Raw genomic sequence first — 26231 nt, 5'->3', positions numbered from 1 at the left:
GCGGGCGGCCGGGGTAAAGCGGCGGTCCGCGCCCGGGGTCGCGGTGCGGCTCTCAAAAAGGGTTTGACTTGCCCGGGGCGGGGCGTAGTTTGGGAAGTGGCAAGGGGGTCTATGTGCGACGGAGGAGTGGCTGAGCGGTCGAAAGCGGCGGTCTTGAAAACCGTTGTACCGCAAGGTACCGTGGGTTCGAATCCTACCTCCTCCGCTTTTAGAACCAGTTCGAGCGTAGCGAGCTACTGGTTCTTAAACCCTGAGCGAATGCGAAGGGTCGTCTGACTTTCAGGAAGAAATCAATTATGTGGTATCTATACATGCTCGAGTGTAATGACGGCTCTCTTTACACCGGAGTGACTAATAACCCTGCAAACAGGTTAAAGAGACACAATGCCGGCAAAGGTGCAAAATATACCAGATCACGCCGGCCGGTCAGGCTGGTCTATTTCGAGAAGTGCGGCACGGCCTTGGAAGCGCGCAGGCGAGAGGGAGAATTAAAAGGTTGGCGGCGCGAAAAAAAGCAGGCTTTGATAGGTGGGTTCCCTTCGGAACCTCTTTCGGACGTCCTCAGGATCTCCGGGCAATAGCCCTCCGACGAATCCTGCCTCCTCCGGTCTTAGAACCAGCGCCGGGGTGGCCCGTGCGCCAGGGCCGGGTTTCTCGGGATCATTATCGTTGATTGACCGCCGCCGGTCGGGTTCACACGTGCCGGATCAGAGACAAAGCCGACACGCCCGGGGCGCTGAGAACGCAGGAACGTCCGACGGGATGATCGGAAGTCGATACCCCGGCCGGAATCGATCTGTTATTACACTTGTCGCTTCGTAAGCAAGGCACTATATTCCCCCGCTCATAAGATCCACTTAGCAGTAACGATCTTCAGGGGAACGAGATTCATGACCGAGTTCACGTTAGACAAGTTGCCCAGGAGAGTTCTCGCGAAAATAGACCTCCAGACGGCTTTCATGATATCCCGGTGCGTTGTAGCGGCGGAGCGTTTTCAGGTCTTCCGCAAGCTTCATAATAAGGAGCTGTCCGCCGCTGTCATCGGCAGGAGGATCGGAGTCCGCGGGTGGCGAGTCGAAGCGTTCATGGCCGCGCTGGTTTCAATCGGGCTGTTGAAAAAAACAGGCAAACTGTACCGGAATACGGCGCTGGCTGACAGGTACTTCGTGCGCGAACGATCCATCTTCTGGACAAGCTACTTCTCAAAGGCGTGTTGCCGGGAATACCAGGCTTTCTCGGTTCTGGAAGAAATGCTGACTACCGGACAGAGTTACGCATCTCTTCTCGGCGTCAAAAGCTGGGACTACGTAAAAGAGATGCAAAACAACCCCCGGTGGGCGCACGATTTCACGCATATGCTTTATTATGATCATCTTCCCCACGCGGACGCCCTGGCCAAGAACCTGGACTTATCGGGCTACCATTCTGTACTGGATGTCGGCGGCGGTTCCGGGGTCATGTCGATAGCTCTGGTACGCCGGTATAAGCACTTGAAGGCGTGTGTAATGGATATAAAGACGGTCATTGACGTGGCTAAGAGAATCATCAAAAGAGAAAAGCTGTCCCGGCGAATCGATACCTGTGTCGGTGACATGAACAAGCATATCCCGGGTGGTTATGACGTTGTCATGTTCTGTGATTCCGAGCTTGGCGAAACCAATACGCTGAAGATGGTGTATGACAGCTTGCCCGATGGCGGTTTGGTAGCTCTGGTCGAGACCCTCAGTTCCGATGACTGGACCGAGCCGATGTACCTGCTAATGTGGCAGTTGAGGTCAAGATCAGTCTGGCTGACCACCAAGGGTCAGAAGATCAGCATGCTTCGCGAGAGCGGTTTCACGAAAATCAGGAGCAGACTTATCTATAAGGACACCTGGATGATAACGGGTCGCAAGCCTGCGGCAGGCAGGGGCCTGCGGGCCTGACGGCGCGCCGAACCCGGCGCCGACCATGAACCCAGCCCAGGCACCGCCGGCCGGGCCGACCGGGCGTCGGGGGCGTGGTCCGGGGTGGCCGGTGCGCCAGGGCCGGGTTTCTCGGGATCATTATCGTTGAGTGACCGCCGGGCGGGGCGACCGGGCGCCCAGAGCGGGCCGAACGGGGGGCTGTGGCAAGCCCGAAAATAAATTTGGCGCGCGGTGGAAACCTCTTGACTTCAACTGTGTTAAGGCATATATAGCTATACGAATATGGTGTCCCCCGTTAATCATTCTCAAGATCTGTTCCGTAAAGTCAGCTCTTGCCAAATCATTAATCTGGAGACGCAAGCGCAATAGTGCGCAAGAACCGGTTTATCTTGCTGTACGGGATTTCCCTGAGAAAGCGTCCGTGAGTGGATAAACGAAACCGGAGAGTAGAATGAATATCTACGTCGGTAACCTGTCGTTTGAGACGGCAGAAAGCAACCTTCGCCAGGCTTTTGAAAGCTACGGCGAGGTAACACGTGCAACCATCATCACGGACAAGTTCAGCGGCAAGTCGAGGGGCTTCGGATTCGTGGAAATGCCTTCCAAGGACGAAGCTCTGGCCGCGATCGGCGGCCTGAACGGACGGGACCTGGACGGGCAGACGCTCAGCGTCAATGAAGCCCGGCCCCGTGCCGAGAAGGGCGGCGGCGGCGGCAACCGCGGCGGACGCCGTTACAATAACTGGTAAGAGGTTATTGTCCTGTCGCCGGTAACGACGGCGGCATGATGAGCATGGAGGGGATCGACCCAGAGTCGGTCCCCTCTTTTTTTATGCCTGCTTATATGCCTGCGTGCGCGGCCGTTGTATGTAGGCGGACGCGCCCGCACCCGGCGGTCCGGCTCTCAAAAAGGGTTTGACTTGTGCGGGGGGCGGTGTAGTTTGGTGGGTAGATTCGGGGCCCGGGGCAAGACTTCTTTGAATGGACAGCCGGGGATAGGGATTTATGGGGAGGCAATATGTCAGAAGACTATGTTGAGAATAACAAGTTCTTCTTCGATTACTTCCGCGAAAGGCTTCGTTTTGTAAAGGAACATTGTCGTGAGCGCATGGAGGGTCTCATCCTCTTGTGCTGCGCCATCGACGCTCTGGCTGGGAGTTGCTATCCCGAACTCAAGGGTCGAAAACGGTTCAGAGAGTTCATCCTGGAGCACTCATCATCAACAGCCCAGCAGTGGAAGAAGATAAGCCTATGGGAACTCAAGTGCTTTCTTGAAAAAGTCGACCAACAACGCGCTCGCGACCTTGCCAGTGTGTTTAGAGGACTGGGGGTTGCATTTGAGCGATTCGGGATGTTGAGGCATAACCCCGACGTTGATATTGATACATTTGAACAGAGAGCTAAGGAGAAATGCTCGACGCCTTTTCCTGATGATTTCAAGAAAACAACGGTTGAGCGTTTTCAATACGTTTCAATTCTGTGGCAGCGGCACCGAAACCTGGCGATCCACGAGGTGCGGAAATCGCTTGATACGGCGCCGGGATTTGGGGATGAGACCGAACCATTCTACCGTCGCGTCCCCAATCAACGAAAAGTTCTGTTCGATATCCCGAATATCTTCATCTGGCGCACTGTCGGTGAATGTATTAAGTCCTTTCATAGCTCGGCAGACAGCGAGAGGTTGGACGTTGTCAGGCGGAAGTTGGAGTTAGTCAAGGACAAATACACTGGTATCTAATTGATTGTCGAGTTAGACGTAGGCCTGTTACCGACACGCCGGAGGCGGGGAGAAACCCGACATCTGCGGGTCGTTAGGCGGCATTTCCCGGGTGATATTTTAGAATTGTCGGGTTTCTCGTGACCTCGGGCCACTCGGAACCCGACCTACAAAGACCGGTGGCCGGGCTGCGGGGGGGCTTGCCGCATTCTTGAGTGAGGTTCTCAACATTCCCCCCACTCTAATCGTACCCGTACCGAGCTGTTTTTGACGATAAGCCATTCAGCTTCATAGCTGCCGGCTCCGTCAGAGAAATAGCCCCAAATTACGAAGCCACTCCGGCGCACGATCTTGAAAAACCTCGGATCAGGTTCACCGAAGAAAGGATTATACATGCATGAGACATCGAGACTGATCGTATCAACCTCGATTATAACTGTTGCTTTGATAAGTTGATTTGACGGCAGTTCCCCATCAGTCCCGAAAACAGGTTTGCCATCTATGAGCGACGCGTAGGACCGGCCGGGTTCTTGATATCCAGTGAGCTTGTGCTCGCCGGCTTTGAACTTGGCGACGGTCATTTCCAGCGTTATTCCCTCACCAAGCGGTACGGTATACGAATTCGTATCCGGTGATTGCGCTTCCTCGGCACCTGTCGGCAGGGCCGTCGTAAGAAGGACAATCGCAAAAAGAACAAGAAACGTGCGCATAATCCCTCCCCTTGTTTACTTTCAAACATAGTGCCGGAATATCTGTCCGTCAAGTTCAAGCATGTCTGGTCCCGACGCGCCGCAGGCGGGGAGAAACCCGACACCCGCCGGTTGGCAGGCGGCATTTTCCGCGTGACAGTTGAGAAGTGTCGGGTTTCTCGTGACCCGGCGATTACTCGGAACCCGACCCCCGTGACCTCATCCGCCAGAGGACCTGGGCGTTGAGAAGGCCGCCCAATAACGGAACGGGGCTGAAGACCTGCCGCTCAATGACGAAACGTTCCCGCAACATCGACCGCAACTGACAGTAGTCGAACCCCTTGTGCGGGATGAAGTCGTGCTCGGTGTCGCGCGGCACGCTCCCGTAAAACGAAGCCTTCAGCACCTCGGACCAGCTCATGTGCCGGGTGGAACCTTTCTGTATCCGTGAGGCGAGGTACTTGAGAAGGACGGTCGGTCCCACCTCGACGGGTACGCTGATGACTATGGCGCCGCCGGGGGCGAGGATGGTTTCCAGCGTGTCGAGCGTCCGCGTGACGATATCCGGCTGCAAATGTTCCAGCACCTCCAGGCAGGCGATGCGGTCAAAACGCCTCGATGCCAGGTCGCTCAGGTTCGTCACCAGTGCCACCGGCTGTCCGGCGAAGCGTCCCTTGATCTGCTCCTGAAGGTAGTCCAGCGGTTCGTAGGCGGTCAGGTGTCCAGCCGGTACGACCGGCAGGAGGCGCTCCAGCAGGTAGCCGTCGCCGGAACCGTAGTCGAGCACGCGGCTGTCCGGGTGAGGGTCGAGTAGTTTGGCGGCGTGATCGAACCGCCGCCGATGCGAAAAGCGCAGCAGCCTGCTGCGGTGTGAATGGGTGCCGGAGGCGTAGCTGTCGTCTCCGGCGGGTTTGTCATTCCTGGCTTTCAAAGCGGATTCTGCACGGGCAGGCCCGTGTTCGTGCCCTCGCGTGGGAGGGGCGTTGACGGGCGGCCGGATCTCAGCTTTCGGGCGGTTCTTCCTCTTGGAGATCGGCAAGCGCCTCGACGGCTTCCGAGACGTCGTCGGCCCTGACCTGAATCTCGCCGGGATCGCTGCCCGAGACGAAAGATATGGACCTTGTGCCCAGGAGTTCCATAGGCCCGTGGCCTTTCAGGAAGCAACTGATGCCGGCCTCTTCCAGCAGGGACCTGGCCAGCAGCGCGGTGGAGACGTCGCTGGTGGTAAGCACCGTCACCAGCTCGGCAAACTCCGGCTCCGTCTCGGCGGGCAACTCGGGCACCAGCGGCACCTCGCAGTCCGGGCACGTGGTCACGCCGGGTTTATACTCGTAGCGACATTTGGGGCAGAACACAGGGACTCCTCGCGTATGATTTTGGCCAAATATACCGACGCCGGTGATAATCGGCAACCGGGAAGATGCACCGGGGGTACCCTCGCGGCGGCCGGATAATGACCTTGACAGAACATGGATAGGCCGGTAGATTGAACTGCACCTTCGACCTGTCCCATCGTGAGAGAAAACCGGGGCCGGTCTGATCAGGGGCCGCCTTATGGTCGCGAGCGGCACGGATTAAATGCGGGGTGAGTTATGTTAAGACGGTTTCTCGTACCGGCAGTCGCCGGGCTGCTTTTCGTTTCCCTGACAGTCATTCCCTTGCCCGGCCTGGCCACGGAAGAGGGCACGACGTTACTGTGCGGCGACGTCAACGACGACGGATGGGGTCCGGATATGGCCGATATCGTGACCCTGATATCGCATCTTTTCCGTGATCCGACGATCTCGGTCAATTACGATCTTGCGGACGTCGACGGCGATGGCGGGGTCAACATTGGGGACATAATCGTCCTGGTCCAATACGTTTACGAGAACGGCCCGCCTCTGAACTGCATCGAATAAGTGTATCTCGCCGGGCGGCAAGCCGGCGGGGCAGGCAGTTTCAGGATAGGACAGACTAAACGGCGACCGGGGTGCGGGCAACCACCGGCCGCACTTAAAGAGGACCACCGCTGTGCGCTGACAGGGGTGGTTTTTACGTATCGGCCGGATCGGTGTTCGGAACCCGGCAGGACCGGCCGGGCAACGCTTTGAAACGGAGAATTCTGCTACAGAAAGTCGACCTGTTCGACACTCAGCAGGGCGCCCTGACACGCGGTGTAGACGTGCTGGTCGAGGGGGCCGATATCGTGGAAGTCGGCTGCCATGTCGACATCGGCGACGCCGGGACAGAGCGGATAGACGGCCGGGGTAAGTTTGCCCTGCCGGGCCTCTTTGAGTGCCACGGACACCTGGCCGGATTGACGGTTCGGGACGAGCCGACCAGGGCGGAGGTTGCCGAGGAGTTTCCTGATCTTGCCTTGAAGGCCGGGGACGACATGGCGAAAGCAGTCCTCAGCCAGTTCGTGAACAGAGGCATTACCCAGGTGCGAGACGCCGGCGGGCCGGTAGATACCTTGCGGCAGTTGAAAGATGACATTTCCAGCGGTAAGTACACCGGTCCTGATATTTTCTACGCCGGGCCCATGCTCGAGAAGAGCCCGCTGACGTGGGAAAATCACAACGAGTGCATGCCGGGTTTTTCGGTGGCGGTCAATACCGTCAAGGACGCCGGGGACATCGTGGAGCAGCTTGCCGCCGCCGGCGTGTCGTGCATCAAGACGTTCAACAACTTCGATACGGACGTTTTCACACACGTTGTCGAACGGGCCGCAGCGCACGGCCTGCGCGTCCTGCACGATCCCGGGGCAGTGCTGTTTCAGTCGGTGCCGATGGATCTGGGTATCGAGATCGGGATACGCTGCTTTGAACACGGCAAATCGCCGTGGCCGGTGGTATTGACGGATGGTCTGAAGCGGGAACTGATGGCGCTGAGAGAGACATCCGCTGACGAGCAGGGCAGAATGGCCTTCGCCGGCAAGCTCTTCGCGCTCGGCGTGAAGTCGGTGTCATCGGCAAGGCTGACCAGGCTGGTGGAGCGGATGGTCGAAAAGGAGGTCTGCTTCTGCCCCACCCTGAACGTTTTCACGCTTTTCCTTGAAGACGAGTCGAAAAAGGGCAATCAAGACATGATCAAGAGGCTCTCCGTTCTCATGGCCATGCAGTCACACTTCGTCAAGCAGATGATTCGGGGAGGGGTGAGAATCCTCGTGGGTCACGACGGCTACAATCCGGAGTTCACTGTGCGCGAGATGGAACTGCTCAGCGGGTTGGGTCTGTCGCCGGAGGAGATCATCAGGGGGGCCACGCTCTATCCCGCCGAGTGGCTCGGTGTCGCCGACAGGTACGGCAACGTTTCTGCCGGCAGGCGGGCGAACATCGTGATACTGGAGAGAGACCCCTTGGAAGACATACGGAACGTGCGCGCCGTCTGCACGGTTCTGCAGGGCGGGAACGTCGTTTTTCCTGGGCGGGAGCCTTGATTCGTGAGTTCCCGGCGTGCTTTGTGGCCTTCCCGTAGTCTTGGCAAGCCGTGCAGGAGGCGGCACTTTGCCATTGCGGTTTCAGCCAAAAGCAGCTATGAATATAGTAAAGTTCAATCCGTGTCTGTGAGTGCCGATATAGAAAGCGGAACCCGTAGCAAGGTGGGGTAACCATGCGAGCAATTAGCATACTGGTGCTGCTGTTGGCGGCCGGCTTCCTGTGCCTTCAGTGCTCTCAATCGACGGAACCTGAACCACCTGCTCCCGTGCCGGACAACCCGACTGTTAACCTTACAGCGGCCGAGAAAAGCCTTGTTCACTCCTCGAGCCGTTTCGGCCTGAAGCTGTTTCGTGAGGTGGTTTCAGAAGAGGAACCGGGCGACAACGTTTTCATTTCACCGCTGTCCGTGTCTTATGCGCTCGGCATGACGTATAACGGTGCGGCCGGGGCGACCCGGGACTCAATGGCCGCTACGCTCGAGATGGCCGGCCTGTCGGTCGAGGAGATCAACAAATCCTACCGGAACCTGACGAAAATCCTCACCGGGCTTGATCCGAAAGTGGTATTCACGATTGCCAATTCGATCTGGTATCGCGAGGGTAAACCGGTCAGGCAGACGTTCATTGACCTGAACAAAACATACTTTGACGCCCTGGTGCGCCAGATCAATTTCCAGGCGCCGTGGGCGGCCGACACCATCAACAACTGGGTGGACGTGCACACGAACGGCAAGATCACCGAAATCATCAAACCGCCGATTCCCCCTGAGGTGGCCATGCTCCTGATGAACGCCGTCTACTTCAAAGGCGACTGGACGCACGAGTTTGACACCTCGGACACATATGACGGCATGTTTCAGCTGGCGGACGGCTCGTGGGCGGACTGCCGGATGATGATGAAAGAAGACACGGTCAAGTATTTCGCCAACGATCTCTTGCAGGCGGTGGACCTTCCCTACGGCGACGGGAAATTCAGCATGACGATTCTGCTGCCCCGGCCGACTCGCACGGTCGATGATCTGATGGCCGAACTTACCGAGGACAACTGGGCGCTGTGGCTGGGCAGTTTTGCCGACACCCAGATACCCCTGAGCCTGCCCAGGTTCAAGTTCGAGTATGAAGTCGAACTGAAGGAGATGCTCAAGGCGCTGGGGATGGGAATAGCGTTCGATGCATCGGAGGCTGATTTCAGCAACATGTTCGAGGACGGCGTGGGCTGGATCGACAAAGTCAAGCACAAGACCTTCGTCCAGGTGGATGAACGGGGGACCGAGGCTGCCGCCGTCACGGTGGTCATTATTATCGACACGGCCTATTCCGGCATGATGGTCAACCGTCCGTTCCTGTTCATTGTCCACGAGCACGATTCCGGGGCAATTCTGTTCATGGGCAAGGTGGCCGATCCGGTCTGGGTCGGTTGACAACGGCCGCACCCCGGCAGGTGTCGACGTTTGTAGTCCGGGTGAAGATCGAAGGCTCCTCGAAAGAGGGGCCTTTTTTGATAAGAGCCGCCTTTTTTGCTCGCGTTGCGACCGAAGGGCAAATTGGCGGGTCGCCGGGTGGATCTCCGATTGGCGGAGCCTGGGCACCGGCCCGGTCCGATCTGTAGGTCAAGGGCGGATTTTAGTCTGTATCGCCGGAAGGTCCCTTTGTATAATATGCTGCCATGGAACTGATTGGACGCAGGCCGGACCGCAACATCATACTGTACTTCCTGGCCGCCATCGTGATCGGCACCATACTTCTGGAGTTGCCCATCAGTGCGGCGAATGGGCCGATAAGTGTGCTTGATTCCCTCTTTACGGCGACGTCGGCTGTCTGCGTGACCGGCCTCACGGTTGTAGACACGGGCCATGACTTCACCTTGTTCGGCCAGGTCGTAATCCTGATGCTGATTCAACTGGGTGGTCTGGGCATACTGACGTTCGCCAGTGCCTTGATACTGGCGGTGGTGCCGGATCTGACGTTTAAAGACAAGCTGGCCGTATCCCATGCTCTCGGGACAACCAAACGGGTCAGCACAAAGTCACTGCTCCGAGCGGTCATTGTCACAGCCCTGGTTTGTGAGTTGGCCGGGACGGCGGCGCTCTTTTTGAGGTTCAAGAGTCACTTTCCCGTTGGCGAGGCTTTCTTCCACGCGCTTTTCCACGCGGTATCGGCATTTTGCAACGCCGGGTTCTCAACGTTCACGAACAGTCTGGAAGCTTACAGTGGTGATATTCCCACCCTGGCAATATTCGCAGTGCTCATTATCCTCGGCGGGCTGGGTTTCGTGGTGATTCGCGAGTTGGCCGCGCGGCTGCAGCCGGGTGCCGGCCGACTGTCGCTCCATTCGAAACTGTGCCTGGCCGCGACTGCGATGCTCCTGGCGGTGGGGACGCTCGCTTTCCTCGTGGCTGAGTATAATAACAGTTTCGCGCGGATGGGTTTTGTTCAGAGCCTTGCCAACGCCCTGTTCCAGGCGGTCACATGCCGCACGGCCGGCTTCAATACCGTGGCCCAGTCGGCTCTTACCGAGGTGAGTCTGCTCATCACTATCATACTGATGTTCATCGGCGCATGCCCGGGATCGACGGGCGGGGGCATCAAGACGACTACCATGGCCATTGTGCTGCTGCTGGCGTATGATCGCTTCATGGGCCGACGGTCGGTGGCTGTATTCAAACGTTCGATAAGCCCCGACTCGATCAGCCGCGCCCTGACCGTGCTGCTTGTCGCCATCCTGGTCATTGTGGCGCTCTTCGTGGTGCTGATGTTTGCCGAAGAGAGGCCGCTTCCGCATACGCTGACTCACGGCTGGTTTGTTGACAGTCTCTTCGAGGTGATCTCTGCCTTTGGAACGGTAGGCCTTTCACTGGGCGCGACAGCGCACCTGCACGCTCTGGGCAAGATCGTCTTGATAGTGCTGATGTTTGCAGGGAGAGTTGGGCTACTGACACTGGTTTATGCCCTGGCCAGACCAATACGGCAGGGTGAAATCGTATATCGTGAAGAATCGGTAATGGTAGGCTAAGGATGGTCACGTGAAACAGTTTGCAATCATCGGTCTGGGCAACTTCGGCGCTACGGTGGCCGCCGAGTTGACCAAACTCAAGTGCAAGGTCACGGCTGTAGACATCGACAGGGGGCGGGTGCAGGGGCTGCCGGATCGCGCCCACCAGGCTATCCTGGCGGATGCAACCGACCGGGCCTTTCTGCAACAACTGGGCGTCAGCAACTACGACTGCTTCGTCGTCTCTACCGGCAAGGACTGGCACGCGTCGGTCCTCATAACTCTGCATTTGAAGGAGCTCGGCGCCGCGCGCGTTATAGTCAAGGCGAATTCCGCCGACCACGCCAAAGTGCTGGAGAGGGTGGGGGCGACGCAGGCGATTATACCGGAACAGCAGATGGCGCGTTCGCTGTCACACTCGCTGGCTAATCCCAATCTGGTTGATTATCTCCCGCTCTCGGGTGAATACTGCGTGGCCGAGCTGGTACCTCCGGCCGGGTTCGTCGGCAAGCAGTTGCTGGAACTCCAGCTCAGAACGAAGTACCACGTCCAGGTGATAGCGGTCAAGGACACGCGGACGGCCGAGTATGATTTCGTGCCCGGTGGTGATTATACCATCAGGGCCACCGACGTTCTGATCGTGCTCGGCAGGCAGGCGGATGTAGAGAAGCTGAAAGTCTGAACGGTTCGTGCCACGGACGTACCGGCGTGAACCGGGTTCACACCAGTGAACCGTGTCGAGGTCGGTCGCAGGCCACCGGCAGACAAGTGTATAAAGTTCGAACAATCAGGGCGGCTCGCGCTTGCGCGAGGCCGATCCCGGGACAGATGAACGGCGGAAAGGAGCCTTGGCGTGGCGGGCAAAAAGTACGATTGGACGCAGTTCAAGAAGCGGATAGAGATAAAGGCCAGCCCGGAGAAGGTGTTCAGGGCGTGGACCGATGACAAGATCATTACCCGGTGGTTTCCGATCCGAGCTGTCATAGAACCTCGCAAGAACGGCCGCCTGTATTTTGAATGGATGACCGGTGACAAACTCGAGACGAAGGTGGTCGCGGTTCGGCGGCCGAACCGGCTCGTGTTTCCTTTCGGTTCGAACAACGAGGAAGTGGCCGTGACCATACGGAAAGTACCCGGTGGTTCTCTGTGTGAACTCCACCAGTACGGTATGAAAACGGACCCGGGTAGCAGGGTGACCATGCATCTGGGATGCCAGGTGGGGTGGACTTTCTTCCTGGCCAACCTGAAAGCATACCTTGAGCACGGCATTGACTTGCGGGGACACGATCCCAGACGGAGCTACCGGCAGGGGTACATAAACAGTTAAGAGGTGCTAACCGGGCGTCCCTGCGTAAGTTGGGGCGGTGGTTTTGCTTGTAGTTGACCGGTCGGGGCATTATGTTAGGTGGCTTGTCACTTGAAACTGCGATCACCCTGAATACGTAGTCTTAAACAGGTCCCGGGTGGAAGACAAAGAAGGCGTGAAAATAGCCGAAGCGCTGGCCGGCGATCAGAAAGCGTACGGATACCTGGTCGATAAGCACCGGGCAGCGGTTTTTCACATAATTAACCGCATCGTACGCAACAGTGAGGCCGCCGACGACCTGGTGCAGGAAACGTTCATGAAGGCGTTTGCCTCTCTGTCGTCGTACCGCTCGGAATACCGTTTTTCGACCTGGCTTTACAAGATCGCCGCCAACTCCTCGATCGACTTTTTGAGGAAGCGGCGTATTCAGGCGCTGTCGCTTGATCGCCCCATGGATACCCGGGACGGCCAGGTCGACATCGAGGTGGCCGACTACTCGTACCACCCGGAACGTGACCTCGAGCGCAAGGAGCGCAGTTTCAGCATCCAGGAGGCGATTGACGCCCTGCCGCCCAAGTACCGGGACGTGATTATCTATCGTCACAAGGATGATAAATCGTACGAAGAAATCGCCGATTTACTGAACGTACCGATCGGGACCGTGAAAGCCAGGATATTTCGCGCCCGGGAGCTGCTCAAGAAGAAGCTGAAACACATCTTTTGAAGGCTGAGGTGGAGAACCTGATGGTCCGTAGAGCTTGCCTGACATTGATCGTATCGCTGGCGTTGTGCCTGGCGGTGGATCCGGCGGTCAAGGGCGAGGAATACACCTTTGACTACCAGCGGATCATCGAGCCCGAGGGGCCCCTGACGTTTGAATTGACTTACATCGAGGGCGATCTCACGGTCACGGCCAGTGATGACGGCAGGCTCGTGATCGAGGCGGTCAAGAAAGTGCAGGCCGTCAGCAAGGAGGAGGCCGAGGCGGTCCAGGCGCATATCGAGATTCGCCTGGAGGTCTCCGGCGACAGGGCCAAGGTCACGACCAATTACCTGCAGATGCGCAACCGGGGCCGCTCGTTCTGGCAGAAAGTGCTCGGCCTGAGCGGGTCAGACGCCTTTGGTGAGGTCGACTGGTCGATTGCGCTGCCGGAAGGCTGTGATTTCGTCGTGACCAATACAGGCGGCAAGATTGATATCAGCCACGTGCGCGGCGCGGTCACGATCCGCAGTTCCGCCTCCGACATTACCCTGTCGAGCCTGGAGGGACCGGTGAGGGTTGAGAACTCCTCGGGCAATACCAGGGGCGACCTGCTCTTCGGTGATATCGAGGTCAGGCAGGCGCAGGGTGAGATTGACCTGCAATTCGTAGAAGGCGACATTCGGATAAAGTCCACTTCGGCGGCTATCAACATACGGCAGGATCGCGGCGCCATTGACCTGACCACCTCCACCGGCTCGGTGGACATCGAAACCAGTCTTGACAGCCGGCGGGATTTCTTCGTCGAGACGGAGAGCGGCAATATCAACCTGGTGATTCCCAGGACTTCGTCGGGTATGCTTGATATAACTTCGGAGACGGGCGAGATCAGGACCGAGATTCCGATCGCTGTCAAGTCCATGACGCGAAAGCAGATCGTCGGCGAGTTCGGTCTGGGCGGTGTCAAAGTCTCCCTGAGTTCGACTTCCGGCGACGTGACAGTAGCGCAGTTCTGATAACGCCGCTCGTACATAGGACGTGCGATGCAGATGAAGCGGTTTGTTTTCATAATCCTCGTTGGTGTTTCCTGGGCGCTCTCGTGTGCCTTGCCGGCCAACGGTGTCCGGGCACAGGACAGCCCCATCGACAGCCCCGTCGACAGCTCCGTCGACAGCTCCGTCGACAGCTCCGTTGATAGCTCCGTCGACAGCCCCGCCATTGCAGCCGACATGCTCTTCAACGAAATCGCGCTCACCGCGGACGGCGTCCTGGCTTACGACACCCTGGGCAACCGGTGGGTATACGATTTCGAACGCGCCACTTTCGTTACCTCTTCAGGCAGTCGCCAGCTCGGCGGGACCGAAAGCCGGGGGGCGACGGAGGACTTTATCCTGCCCGTGAGGGATCGCTGTACCGAGGAGAGACGCCTGTCGGACATTCAGAAGTCGGTGTTGATCGGTTACGACGAGTATGTCGAGGGACACATCATCGCCTACGGGAGGGTGACGATCAAGGGCTGGGTGAAGGGCAATGTCCGCTCCTACAGCGGGACTGTGCTCGTAACCGAATCAGGTCAGGTTGACGGCAACGTAAACGCACCGAACATCGTGGTAAAGGAGGGCGGCGTTGTCGGCGGCCGAAAGACCCTCACCGAGCCCATCGAATTCCCGGTCGACATTCTTAGAGAGCGTTTCACGGCCTACGGCATCTGGATTGTCTTCGGCCTGACCGTCTTGATGCTGTTTGCCGGCTTTCTTGCCACCACCCTTATGCCGCGTCAGGTACAGAACGTGAATGACTGCATTTCCCGACACCTTGCCCGTTCGTTTCTGCTGGGGCTTCTGTTTCTCTTTTTGCTGCCGATGCTGATCGGGCTCCTGGCTGTAACGGTGGTCGGCGTGCTGCTGATTCCTCTCGTACCGCTGGCATACCTGTTTGCGCTGATGCTGGCCATGATTTCCACCGGCATTCACGTGGACCGGCTGGTATTCCGCGCCAGGAGTGGCAGGGACAGAAGTCTCATGTACGGCGCGACGGTCGGGATTCTGGCTTACGCGGTGATCTGGACGGTTGTGGCGGTGCTGCTCGGGTCCTCGGATGATGTCTCGCGGGGGTTTGGCATATTCTTCCTCGTGGTGGCGATTCTGGTCACCGCCTATGCGTTGTTCACCGGCACCGGTGCGGTGGTCCTCACGCGGTTCGGGTTCAGGGCCTACCGCGGTTTCGGGGAGCGTCAGGTCGGGGGGCATGAGGAAGCTCCCGCGCCTGCTCCGCCGCCGATTCCCGAACGGCCGCCTTTCTGCGAACCGCCGCCGATAAGGCGCTCCTCCCGGGGCATCGACACGCCTCCGCCCCCGCCGCCGCGCGGCGAGTGAAACATCCGACACCGTTTCCAGTATAGAAGATTAGAGGAACCTGAAGCCTTAGCAAAAGAGGTCTGCTGATGAATTTGCGATCTGCCATAGCCCGAGGGCTTGCTGCCGCGCTCGTTTCGGTGGGGTTGGTGCTGGCGGGCGATGTCGAGACCGTGACCGAACTCGTGGACGGAGAGGGAGCCGAAAACATCGTCGTGGAATGTGAGTTTGGAGCCGGTGAGCTGTCCATTCGAAGCGGCGACATTGCCGAAGTGGTGTCGTTGGAGATCTCGGAGACGCCTCGATGGGTGCGTCACGAGGTCGATTACTACAAGAGAGGAAACACCGGTTACCTGCGTCTTGAAAGTGATCTGCGCCGGGGGAGAGTACATGATGACCTTGAGAACGAGTGGAATCTGACGCTGTCTACACGATACCCCCTGAAACTGGATATGGAGATCGGTGCTTGCGAGGCCGAGTTTGATCTGGGCGGCCTGCCGATCACCGAATTGCACCTTGAAGTCGGAGCCACCAGCGGGAAGATCGACTTTTCTAAACCCAACAAGGAAGAGTTGAGAGATTTCTCGATCTCGACCGGTGCCTCCTCGCTGGAGATCTATAACCTGGGCAACGCCAACTTCGAGCGGCTGGAGTTTGAAGCCGGAGCCTCCTCGTGCGTGCTGGATTTCCACGGTGAGTTTTCCGGTGAGGCGGTGGTTGAGGTGGACGTGGGGGTCGGTTCGGTCGATATCGACATCCCGAGCGACATGGCCGTGCGAATAGAGACCGATGAGGACTCGTGGTTTTCCTCGGTCGACTTCAAGGGCCTTCGACTGGAGAGTCTGGGACGTGGTATTTACGAAAGTCGCGGTTTCGATGATGCTGATGACCGCTTGATTTTTGTCGTGGACGTCGGGCTTGGTTCCGTGGATTTCCATGGCAGGAGATAGGCATTACGGGCAGACTTGGACCTGCATGTAAAGCCGCCCCGGGGCGGCTTTTTTTTATTTGGGTGTGAGCGCAAAATCGGCTCCAAGAAGACTTAGGTCTTGCCGATTAGTTTTAGAGGTGGTTATACTGTACGGCTAACGTCCGCGGGAAAAAGCTCTGAACTTTCGGCCTCTTCGGCGGTTAAAGCCGTTGGGAAGTCCAAACAGGGAGATGCGAGACTTGACAGCGCGAAAGGCAATTTTCATACTGCTGGCGGCGGCGGCCCCGGCCCCGGCCTGTGCGTCGGCGGCCTCTATCCAGCAGCAGATTTATACGGCCAGGGACATGGTTCTTCCTGCTCTGGTGCATATCCAGCCGGTAATCAAGGACTACAACACCGGGGAGTTGAAGAAGCAGGCGGTTATCGGCTCGGGTGTGATTTTCCATCCCGACGGCTATGTCGTGACCAATTATCACGTTGCGGGCAAGGCTGAGCGAATCATCTGCACGCTTTTCGACAAGGAGCAGGTCCCGGCGGAATATATCGGCGGTGACCCGCCCACCGACGTGGCCGTGTTGAAACTCGACCTTAGCGAGCACCAGGGCGATGTGCCGGTGGCCGTTCTGGGCAATTCCGATTCCATTCAGGTCGGGCAGCAGGTGCTGGCGATGGGATCGCCGCTGTCTTTGTCCCGAACCGTTTCATCCGGTGTCATCTCGACCAAGGACAGGTACTTCTCCGCGTACTACCGGCTTCCGTCGGGCGAACGGACGGGTCGCTATAACCTCTGGATACAGACGGATGCGGCCATAAACCCGGGGAACTCGGGCGGCCCGCTGGTTGATCTTCTGGGCCGCGTGGTCGGGATCAATTCACGCGCCACCTTCCTGGCCAACAACCTCGGCTTTGCCATTCCGATCAACATTGTCAAAGAAGTGACGGCGGAAATCCTCCGGCACGGGAAAGTGAGCCGGAGCTGGATCGGCGTGGAATGTCAGGCGCTTCAGGAACTGGAGGACTGGTTTGGTGCCGACCGCAACTCGGGCGTGCTGATCGCTTCGGTGGATCCGGGTTCGCCCGCAGAGAAGAATTTCCTGAAAGCCGGGGATATCATCCTGGCCATCAACGGCGAGCCGGTATCGGCCCGGTTCGTGGAAGAGTTGCCGAGCTTCTACAAGCGGATTGCAAGTTTTCCCCCGGGCAGCCAGATCACCCTGAACGTGCTACGGGGTGAGAGAGAATACGAATTCGGGCTGGTTACGGTCGAACTGGGAGACCTTCAGGGTGAAGACTTCGAGTGCTCTGACTGGGGTCTGACCGTCAAGGCAATCACGCGGCAGATGCAGATAGAGAACCAGCTTAGCGATACGCTCGGCGTTTTCGTCACCGGTGTAAAGCGTGTGGGCGCCGCCGATCTGAGCGGGGTGCGGCCGGGAGATATTATTGCCGGTATCAACAAGGAGCCCATTCTCGCACTGGCCGAGTTTGTCCGCGCGTACAATGAGCTTTCGGCGTCCGGGGCCCGCAAGGTGCTGCTGCGGATTGACCGCAACGGGGCGATCAGGCTGGCCGTTCTCAGCGTCGACTCGAGACAGGAAGGGGTAGAAGATGAGGAGTAGACTCCTGCGCCCATGGCTCGGTCGGATCATTCTGCCGGTTGTCGCGGCAGCGGTTGTCCTGCCGGCCTGTCGCGTCGACGCTCAATCCTTCGATTTCGACCGGCTGGACAAGCTGGTTCGCTCGTTCTCGGTGATAATCGATCTGAAGGTGGAGTTGTCGTTCGGCACGCACACCAATGAACAGGAGCAGCGCCTGCTCGCGACCGTGGTCAGAGAGGACGGGCTGCTCATTTTCGACGGCAGCTTCCTGAGCCAGGACAACGTCTTCTCCTCGATGTCCGGCATGCAGGTGAAGATCACACCGACGAGAATAGAGGCTCATACGTTCGACGACCGCACGTATGAAGCCGAGTACCTGGGTACTGATCGCTTCACGCGGATTGCCTTTGCCCGCGTTCTTGACGCGGAAGGTGCGGAATTCACGCCGGTCAGGTTCGCCGTCAATCGTCAGTTTGAGGTGGGAAGTTGGCTGGCACTTTTCATGCTGCTGCCCGAGTTCGTTCACCCGCCCCTGGCCGCCGATATCGGCATGGTGTCCTCACTGGTTGAAACACCTGAGAAATTCGCGCTGACGGTCGGCTTCTCGGGGCTGGAGATGTCGTCCGTGCTGTTCGATGAACGGCTGACCCCGGTCGGCGTTCTGGGCTCGCTGATGGACCCGACGGCGGCCCAGGCCGATGCCGGCGGGCTGATCGAGTCGTTTGGCGAGTTTGACATCCCGCTCCTGGGCGTGATTACGGGCGAGCGCCTGGCCAAGATGATCGCCGATCCGCCGCAACGCGGCAGGGTCGATCGAGCCTGGCTGGGCATCACGTTGCAGGCCCTGACCCCGGATATTGCCGAGTTTCTCGGCATCGAAACCCCGGGCGGCATCATTGTCAACGACGTCATGAGCGGATCGCCGGCCGAAGTCGCCGACCTGCGGATCGGCGACGTTATTTACGAGGTGAACGGAGAGGCCGTCCAGGTGGATCGGGACGAGCGGCTTCCGATCTTTCAGCGTCGTATTGCCCAGATGGAGGCCGGTTCGGCGGTTGAGTTCTCCGTCTTCAGACCGAGTGAAATGGCGACCGATACGCTGAAGCTGCTTACCTGGCTGGACAAGGCGCCGCTGGCGCCGTCGGACGCGCCGGAGTATGAGAGTGAGAGCCTCGAGTTCAAGGTGCGGGATCTCGTCTTTGCCGATTTTGTCCGCTACAACCAGGATGAGAGCAGCTTCCGCGGCGTTGTCGTCTCGGAGATGCAGCGAGGCGGCCTGGCCATGCTGGGAGGGCTGCAGATCGCCGACGTCGTCCAGAGGATCGGCAACACACCCGTTACGTCCGTTGAGGACGTCCGGGAGGCTGTGAAGTTGATCGAGGCTTCCCGGCCCGTCGAGGTCATCTTCTTCATCTGGCGCGACAACAAGACGATGTTCGTGAACGTCAAGACGGATTGGAAGTAGGCCGCCGACACTCCTTGGCCCTCAACCTGCCCGTATCTATCAGAGAAGACCGGCCCGTAGTTTCCGCAAGGCTTGACTTTTCAGGTGAGAACCTCGATATTGTAACTGTCTGCTGCGTATGAAAACCGGTGCGCAAGTATACCCGCCGGAAAACGGACAGTGCGTCCTGTTCAGTTTGTAGACACCAGACCGCTAAAGCTTGGAAGATGCTGGCGGGCAGGCCGGTTCGGCCGTGTCGGCAGCCGGTGATTGCGGCTGGCACCCGCCGTCCGGTGACCTGCCGGTCCCGGCATAGCATTTGCGCTGCAAGTCGGTTAAAGCGGCACTACAGGCCGGGACTGGACGCTTACGAGGGGTGTTCAGCCGGTCATGGGAAAAGGATGATTTCGATGATGCGATTTGTTACTGCACTTACGGCTCTGGTAGTCTTGCTTTCGGGTGTCTCGGGCTGGGCTCAGGGGATACCCTGGAACGGCCTCATCTCGGTGGACTCGGTCGAAGCGGCCCGCGGTGGCCAGTTCGGTGTCAAGGTCCGGTTAACTAATAACGACCTTGCCATCTCCGGTATGGAGATCCCTCTGCGGTATGAGAGCCCCTACCTGACTCTGGATTCCGTTTCCTTTGCGGGGTCGCTCAAATCGGACAATTTCGGGGGTCTGGTGAATGATAAGGCGGAAGACCGGACCGTGAAAATCACTTACGTGCCGGATGCCTTTGTCTCCCCGCTGCCCACCATCACGGCCGAGTCGGGGGTGCTTGCCGAGTTGTTTTTCAGCCTGTCCGCAACAGCGCCGCCGGGAATTTTTGCGATTGACTCGATTAACCAGGATTCCCTGATCATGGGCGACATTCACTGGTGGACAAGGATCGCGGTGGCCGACAATACCGGTTTGAAGATTTACCTGCCTCGCTTCTCGCCGGGGGCAGTGGTGCTGGAGACGCCGACGGCGGTGGATAACGAGTCGGACGACGGCCTGCTGCCGGCGCAGTACTCGCTGTCGCAGAACTACCCGAATCCGTTCAACCCGGCGACGATGCTTGAATTCTCGCTTCCGGAGGCCAGCCACGTCAAGCTGGAGGTCTTCAACGTTCTGGGGCAACGGGTTGGGTTGGTGGCCGACGGCTGGTGCTCGGCCGGTGTCCACCGGCTCGAGTATGACGCCTCGGGCCAGCCCAGCGGAATTTACTTCTACCGCCTCGATTACGGCAGCGGCTCCGAAACAAAAAAAATGGTCCTGGTCAAATAAACCATCTCTCTCAAGCTGCCGATTTATACAGGGATAGCCGACGGAACGGCTGTCCCCGTTTTTTTTGGATCTCGATCGTTATGACACAGGCAGCACTACAATCCAAACAGGTCAAAATCGGTGACTACATTCTCACCGGTAAGATCGGCCAGGGGGGAATCGCCGAGATTTACAGAGCCCGCCAGGCGTCGCTAAACAGGGACGTGGCGATAAAGATTCTCTTCAGCAAGCTGAGCAGCGATCCCGAACTGGTGCGTCGATTCCAGCGCGAATCGATGGTCATCGCTCGTCTCAATCACCCGAACATCGTTCACGTCATCGACAAGGGCAAGGCCGGTAACCGCTACTACTTTGTCATGGAATATGTCGACGGCACGTCACTGCGCGAGGTGATCGAGTCGACCAGGATCCCGCTGAAAACCAAACTGGAGATGGTGGCGCAGGTCTGCAAGGCGCTCGACTACGCGCACAAGAACGGCGTGATTCACCGCGACATAAAGCCGGCCAACATCCTGATCGACCGCCAGGGGAATCCACGCGTGGCCGATTTCGGGATCGCGCAGATAGTGGGCACGCCCGACAGCGAAATGACCTCCTCAGACGTGATCATGGGGACCCTCTCCTACATGTCCCCGGAGCAGAAAGTGTCCTCCACGAACGTGGATCACACTACCGACATCTATGCAATGGGCGTCATCATCTACGAGATCCTGGTCAGTAAGAAGCCCCTGGGGCGCTTCAAACTGCCTTCCGAGGTCAATAAGCAGATCGACCCGGTGTTTGATGAGATCGTCCAGCGGTGCCTGGCCCAGGACGCCAAGGACCGCTTCCAGTCGGCCGTGGAGCTGAAAGACGCTCTTCTGAACGCCATCGGCGGAGGAACTGAACAGGAGAAGGGCGACCACTTCTCGGTACGCGGTTCAGAGTCATTCATCGGCAAATGTCGGTACCTGGATACCATCAAGGAGTCCAAGTTCAGTTCCACCATACTGGTGGAAAACAAGGTCAACAAGCGGTTTTACATCATAAAGAAGCATACCAAGGGTGAAGCCGGTCGCAAGGAGGCGAAACTGCTCTCCTCGCTGAAGCATAAGAACATCATAAACATCCTCGGCTCCGGTGGAGACAACAAGTCCACGGTGGTGATTTCGGAGTACGCCCAGGGTGGATCGCTGGCCGAACGGATGGTTCGCAAGTATCCCTGGCAGAAAGCGACCAACATTATCCTCGATGTTGCCCTGGGACTGGACTTCGCCCACAAGAACAATATCGTTCACGGCAATCTGCGGCCTTCCAATATCCTCTTTGCCGCCGAAGAGCAGGTGAAAATCTGTGATTTCGGTTTGCCGGTTCACTACGACGCCGCCGGCAAGAAGAACTGGTACAGTCCTCCCGAGCACAAACAGTCCAAGCAAGGCGATATTTATGCGCTGGGAGTGATCTTTCACCAGTTGATCACGGGCCGGAATCCAGAGTACGATGCGGGGGGAAATCTCCGCCTCGATGACGTCAGGCTGGAGTTGCCTGAGGACATCATGCTCATGCTCAACAAGTTGCTCGCCATCCGGGTGACCCACCGGTACCCGACTCCGGAACAGCTCTTGCTGGACTGGGAGGATTATGAGCAGCGTTGCCAGGCCGCCCGTTCGATGCAGGCCATAGCCGAAAGGGAAAAGCCGCCGGTGAAGAAATCGCCGTCGGTCTGGCTGCTTGCTGCCGCCTTTGCCGGTCTCACTGCCATAACTGGCCTGGTCCTTTACCTGGCTGGGGCCTTCCGCTAGATTTCCGCCTTCGCGTCGTGCGAACGGCGTTATGTGACGTTGCTGCAATCGAATCCTCGCCACACAAGCCCGAGCGCGTCCACGATTCCGGCTTCACACCGGCGCCGGCCGGGCACATCCAAAATAAGAGTTGACATTCGCGCGGTGGCGGCGTATTTTAAGCATGTCGGCGTGTGCAACTGGCATCACATCACAGTGTTGCTGGCTTCGGGCCGCCAGCTACCTGCGCGTCCGACTCAGGCTGTTTTGGTCCTGCTGGATCCACAGTCGCTTTGGATGCGCTGTCAAAGACCGCCGACCGTAGCAGTTGTGGGAGGAGTTATAGCCTCAGTGTTATCGTTCCAATCAATGTCGGAATGTAACCTTCCCGGCGGAGAGGGGTCCTCCGGGTGGTTTGTAATACGGGTCGGGCAGTATTGAACGCGCCATATCGTCAGAAGGTCGTCTCCTCGGCGAAGGATGGACGATACGAGATCCAACCAATTCATGCGTATCATTTCACAAGGTTTCTGCATCACGGTTCGTGAAAGGAGGTGAATCCGCAGAAAAGGGTAACATCTGTGTTGCGTTTGCAATGAGTGCGGTTGGCGCCGGTATGGTCCCGGTGGCAGGCCGCATATAGAAGCACTCGGCAGGACACTGCCGGGTAAGCGACTATGCAGGGTATGAAAGGAGTTAAGGAATAATGAAGAAACTACCCTTCTTGTTTCTCTTAACGTTGCTGTGCTTTGCGTTCGTGGCGGCGACGGTCGCGTCGAAGGCGGTTTACGACCGGACCGGCACCGATCGTGCGCTTGACAAGCGCACGAGCAGCGTCACTCAATACAGCTTCCCGCGCACTGGCCAGGCACCGGTCAGGACCGAGAAGGTCCTTAACGAGGATGATCTGGTACCGGAGCCATCCCGGCCGGTCTCGCTGGGTGCCGTGGCTGGTGGCGAGGCGTCCCCCGGCATCACGGTGAGAGAGACGTACGAAGACTGGCAATACTCGGTTAAGGCCCACTATATCGACTTCAGCCAGCCGCCCGGTCCGCCGTCGGTCCAGTTTACCTATACGGATCTGGTGCAGGCGGACGTTACCAAACAGCACATGGCTTACAACGTCTACGATCCGACGGGCACCGGTGGCTGGCCCCGCGGCATCAACACGGGATGTGTCCTCGGAGCGGCCGACGAACAGGGCCGGTATGCCTCGTCGGACGTAACCTCTGACGGGTTGATCGTGCTTGCCGGTGAGGACAACGCCGGCGGCGATCTGGATAACCACATGTACGGCAACACGTCGTTGCACAGTTGCTTCTGGAGCGGCGGCAGTGTGATCCCGGCGGAACAGTACACGGCCGGCTTTGTCGATGGGTCCGGTGCCTTGCGCCACCCCATCGTTGAAGTCCAGGAGTGGGGCGGCGACGTGATCGTTCACGTGGTTGCTCATGAGCAGACTTTCTTCACTCCCGACGCGGGCGCGCCGGCCGTGACAGAGGTCGTCATCCAGTACTTCCGCACCGTGAACGCCGGTCAGATGGGGGCGACCACATCGTGGGAAGGTCCGCTGACGATCGACTCGGCAAACTATCGCGGCGTTATCGCGGCGTCGAGCGTTTCCGGTAAAGTGGCCATCGCCTACAACCATCATACGTCCTGGGCCTTCAGCGAGAACAACGGTTCGGATTGCGACGTGTTCTACCGGGAATCCACCAACGGAGGCGCAGACTGGGGCGGCCCGACAAACATCACCAATTACAACCGTGTGGAGCGATCATACGGCCCGTGGATTGAGGTCCAGCCGTTCTATGACAGCGATGGCTACCTGCACGTTCTGTGGAACGCCAACCCGTATCCGGAGGACGTGTACAACGCGCCGGGCGGCTTCTTTTTCAACGACTTCACCTGCTCACTGCTCCACTGGACATCGCGGACGGACCTGACCAGCCGCGTGTCCAACCGTGAATACGGCATCAACTGGAACACGCAGGTGTGCGGGTTCGGCGGCGCCAATACAATGTACCTGGCATTCTTCAATATCGCCGAGTGCAATGGCCGCCTGTACGTTATCTACTCCGGCTGGAACGACATCTACGCCGACCCGCCGATCATCAACGACTGTGCGTCCTCGTTCGGCACGGCCCCCAGCCGCGTGTATCAGGCCAACGGTGAGATATACATGCGTGTGTCGACCACTAAGGACGGCCTGCTCTGGGATGCGGAGCGCAACCTGACCAACACCTACACGCCGGGCTGCGACTCGCTCGGGTTCGGCGGCGTTTGCATGAATGACACCAAGGTGATGTTGGCCAAGTACGGAATGGATGTAACCGCCTACCCCGGGGCTCTCACGTGGCCGGGCGCGGAACTGCTGGTCGTCGACCCGGAATACACCGGTTCTCACTACCTGCATATGTTCTACCTCGAGGACCACTTTCCGGGCAATTTCGGTATCGGCCGCGGTGATGCTACGAACAACGACCTGAAGTGGATCCGGCTCGGCTGCGTCGATCCGGTCACGGCGCCGCAGATCGCATTCACACCTGCCGCAATCGGCTTTCCGTCATGGGTGCACCACGGTGCCGCCGATACTGTCACCGTAGAGGTGGTCAACGACGGTAACACGACGCTGACCGTTGACAGCATCGTCCTGACCGAGACCTCGCCGGTGAGCGGCTGGCTGGCGGCCAGCGCCACCGACCTGACCATCAGCGCCGGTGTCGGCAACACGGCGACGTTTGATGTCTACCTCAACCACGAGGGCAACATCGACTCCCCGGGCTCGATCGTGGCGCTGAACGGCGCGGTCTCGATGTGGTCCGACGCGCCCGAGCCGAGAGACTCGGTCGCGTTCGTCATCGTGGACTTCCTGGTGGCGGACACGGTTGTCGGGCTGGCCTTTGACACCCTGTCGACGGCTGCAACGGCCCGGTCGCCCGAGGAACTGGACTTCGTCGAGCTGATCGTCACCAGCAACGGTGAAATGGGCTTCAACGGTAATGGCGGCCCCGGAACTCTGAATCTGGACTACGTGTCGGCTGACACGCTGATTCATCCGGGTGACTGCGACGTCGGTGCGGCCGTCTACCTGTACTCGGGCAGCCCCATCATCGTGCAGGATGTTCCCGGTGAGGGTTACCGGATGAGCTATTCCATGCACGCGCAGGGCTTTGCGACCGACCACGCCTTCTACCCGGTGACGGGTGGTGCCGATCCGGAGTCGATCGACGGCCCGAACTACCAGGCGTACTTTACCGGTACGTTCGTAAACTGGGATTCGACTTTGGCCGTGGAGAAGACGACATACGCCCCGACGGGCGGCGGCGACAGCGCTTTCTTCATGATCCAGAAGGTCCAGGTGTTTTCGAACGACGGCAACCCGCACGACAGCCTGGTCTTTGGTGAGGTCATCGACTGGGATATTCCGGCCAGCACCGGTTCGAACAACAACGGGATTCCGAACGCCAAGTACCGGACGATTTACTACCAGGGTACTGACGACGTTGCGGACACGCTGCGGTGCCAGGACCATGCCAACCGGTGGGGCACTCAGGCCTTCCTGGGCATGTACACCAACGTGGAGTACAATACGAACAACTGCGTAAACGACATGGCTTTCGTGGGAGCGTTTGCGGGTCGTAACGACAGCAACCTGTTTATCGACGATACGTTGCAGCCGCCGCGGTTCTGGCAGCTCATGGGCAGCCTGACCGGGTACGACAACGGTATGGAGAGCGAGAACGGGGACCTTCACGGTGTCGTGACGTTCAAGCACAACGTTACGCTCGGAGCCGCTGATACGATGACGTTCTACTCGGTGGTCTCGACGGTGCAGAACGGCCTGGAGGCAGACATGGACGCCCGGATGGAGGCGGCGCGGGTGTGGTATTCGGAGAATCTGCGTCCCGGCTGCGGCGACCTGTTCGGCTGCTGTGTTGAAAAGGTGGGTAACGTGGACGGCGACCCGGGTGAGGTTGTGGACATTGGCGACCTGACGGCGCTGATCGACTACCTGTTTATCACCAAGCCGGCTCCGGAACTTCCGTGTCCGGAGGAGGCGAACATTGACGGTGATACGGAGGGAGTCATCGACATTGGCGACCTGACGGCGCTGATTGACTACCTGTTCATTACCAAGCCGG

The 26231-nt window shown here is 58.5% G+C and carries 22 protein-coding genes and 1 tRNA gene; 20 read left to right on the top strand and 3 right to left on the bottom strand.

All coding sequences use genetic code 11. The features are described 5' to 3' along the window. Window positions 1-120: 120 nt before the first annotated feature. The 5 genes from VMY05_07155 (at window position 121) to VMY05_07135 (ending at window position 3644) form a co-directional block, all read left to right on the top strand. A tRNA-Ser gene (locus VMY05_07155) sits at window positions 121-205 on the top strand. A gap of 91 nt (window positions 206-296) precedes the next feature. Beyond that, window positions 297-581 (top strand): GIY-YIG nuclease family protein, encoded by a 285-nt coding sequence (locus tag VMY05_07150; GenBank protein ID HUV30845.1) that lies wholly within the window; start codon window positions 297-299, stop codon window positions 579-581. Window positions 582-890: 309 nt separating this feature from the next. Further along, entirely contained in the window at window positions 891-1925 is a 1035-nt protein-coding gene (locus VMY05_07145; GenBank protein HUV30844.1) for a methyltransferase, read from the top strand. Window positions 1926-2358: 433 nt separating this feature from the next. After that, the gene (locus tag VMY05_07140; GenBank protein ID HUV30843.1) at window positions 2359-2655 is read left to right on the top strand and encodes an RNA-binding protein; all 297 of its coding nucleotides are present in this window, start codon (window positions 2359-2361) and stop codon (window positions 2653-2655) included. 269 nt (window positions 2656-2924) lie between these two features. Beyond that, entirely contained in the window at window positions 2925-3644 is a 720-nt protein-coding gene (locus tag VMY05_07135; GenBank protein ID HUV30842.1) for a hypothetical protein, read from the top strand. A gap of 203 nt (window positions 3645-3847) precedes the next feature. On the opposite strand, the gene VMY05_07130 is transcribed toward VMY05_07135, so the two are convergent. The 3 genes from VMY05_07130 to VMY05_07120 form a co-directional block, all read right to left on the bottom strand. Continuing rightward, a complete protein-coding gene (locus VMY05_07130; GenBank protein ID HUV30841.1) occupies window positions 3848-4333 on the bottom strand; it encodes a hypothetical protein in 486 nt (161 codons plus the stop codon). A gap of 172 nt (window positions 4334-4505) precedes the next feature. Beyond that, the gene (locus VMY05_07125; protein ID HUV30840.1) at window positions 4506-5243 is read right to left on the bottom strand and encodes a methyltransferase domain-containing protein; all 738 of its coding nucleotides are present in this window, start codon (window positions 5241-5243) and stop codon (window positions 4506-4508) included. A gap of 70 nt (window positions 5244-5313) precedes the next feature. Next, window positions 5314-5667: a DUF2007 domain-containing protein gene (locus VMY05_07120; protein ID HUV30839.1), complete on the bottom strand. Its 354-nt coding sequence runs from the start codon at window positions 5665-5667 to the stop codon at window positions 5314-5316. A gap of 237 nt (window positions 5668-5904) precedes the next feature. Here VMY05_07120 and VMY05_07115 point away from each other — a divergent pair, with 237 nt between their 5' ends. From VMY05_07115 to VMY05_07045, 15 genes are all read left to right on the top strand, one after another. Continuing rightward, window positions 5905-6213, top strand: coding sequence for a hypothetical protein (locus VMY05_07115; protein ID HUV30838.1), 309 nt, complete (start codon window positions 5905-5907; stop codon window positions 6211-6213). A 188-nt stretch (window positions 6214-6401) separates the two neighbouring features. After that, on the top strand, window positions 6402-7733 hold the full coding sequence (locus tag VMY05_07110; protein HUV30837.1) for an amidohydrolase family protein: 1332 nt from the start codon (window positions 6402-6404) through the stop codon (window positions 7731-7733). Between the two features lie 173 nt (window positions 7734-7906). Next, entirely contained in the window at window positions 7907-9154 is a 1248-nt protein-coding gene (locus VMY05_07105; protein HUV30836.1) for a serpin family protein, read from the top strand. Between the two features lie 245 nt (window positions 9155-9399). Then, entirely contained in the window at window positions 9400-10746 is a 1347-nt protein-coding gene (locus VMY05_07100; protein ID HUV30835.1) for a TrkH family potassium uptake protein, read from the top strand. Window positions 10747-10756: 10 nt separating this feature from the next. Beyond that, window positions 10757-11407 (top strand): TrkA family potassium uptake protein, encoded by a 651-nt coding sequence (locus VMY05_07095; GenBank protein HUV30834.1) that lies wholly within the window; start codon window positions 10757-10759, stop codon window positions 11405-11407. 171 nt (window positions 11408-11578) lie between these two features. Then, on the top strand, window positions 11579-12052 hold the full coding sequence (locus tag VMY05_07090) for an SRPBCC domain-containing protein (GenBank protein ID HUV30833.1): 474 nt from the start codon (window positions 11579-11581) through the stop codon (window positions 12050-12052). Between the two features lie 154 nt (window positions 12053-12206). Beyond that, window positions 12207-12755 (top strand): sigma-70 family RNA polymerase sigma factor, encoded by a 549-nt coding sequence (locus tag VMY05_07085; GenBank protein HUV30832.1) that lies wholly within the window; start codon window positions 12207-12209, stop codon window positions 12753-12755. A gap of 20 nt (window positions 12756-12775) precedes the next feature. Next, window positions 12776-13747: a DUF4097 family beta strand repeat-containing protein gene (locus VMY05_07080; GenBank protein ID HUV30831.1), complete on the top strand. Its 972-nt coding sequence runs from the start codon at window positions 12776-12778 to the stop codon at window positions 13745-13747. Window positions 13748-13780: 33 nt separating this feature from the next. Next, window positions 13781-15106, top strand: coding sequence for a polymer-forming cytoskeletal protein (locus tag VMY05_07075; protein ID HUV30830.1), 1326 nt, complete (start codon window positions 13781-13783; stop codon window positions 15104-15106). A gap of 68 nt (window positions 15107-15174) precedes the next feature. Further along, entirely contained in the window at window positions 15175-16035 is an 861-nt protein-coding gene (locus tag VMY05_07070) for a toast rack family protein (GenBank protein HUV30829.1), read from the top strand. Window positions 16036-16255: 220 nt separating this feature from the next. Further along, the gene (locus VMY05_07065) at window positions 16256-17635 is read left to right on the top strand and encodes a trypsin-like peptidase domain-containing protein (protein ID HUV30828.1); all 1380 of its coding nucleotides are present in this window, start codon (window positions 16256-16258) and stop codon (window positions 17633-17635) included. Beyond that, window positions 17625-19079 carry a PDZ domain-containing protein gene (locus tag VMY05_07060; protein HUV30827.1) on the top strand — a complete coding sequence of 485 codons (1455 nt, stop codon included), beginning with the start codon at window positions 17625-17627 and terminating at the stop codon, window positions 19077-19079. The genes VMY05_07065 and VMY05_07060 overlap by 11 nt, the downstream gene beginning before the upstream one ends. Window positions 19080-19468: 389 nt before the next feature. Next, complete coding sequence (locus tag VMY05_07055) at window positions 19469-20326, top strand: T9SS type A sorting domain-containing protein (GenBank protein ID HUV30826.1); 858 nt, start codon at window positions 19469-19471, stop codon at window positions 20324-20326. An 80-nt stretch (window positions 20327-20406) separates the two neighbouring features. Beyond that, complete coding sequence (locus tag VMY05_07050) at window positions 20407-22107, top strand: protein kinase (protein HUV30825.1); 1701 nt, start codon at window positions 20407-20409, stop codon at window positions 22105-22107. Between the two features lie 685 nt (window positions 22108-22792). Then, window positions 22793-26231 (top strand): hypothetical protein (locus tag VMY05_07045; protein ID HUV30824.1); only part of this gene is annotated, 3439 nt, incomplete at its 3' end.

Source organism: Acidobacteriota bacterium (genome assembly GCA_035529075.1).
Lineage (GTDB): Bacteria > Zixibacteria > MSB-5A5 > GN15 > FEB-12 > DATKXK01.
This window is presented reverse-complemented; position numbering and strand designations above follow the sequence as displayed.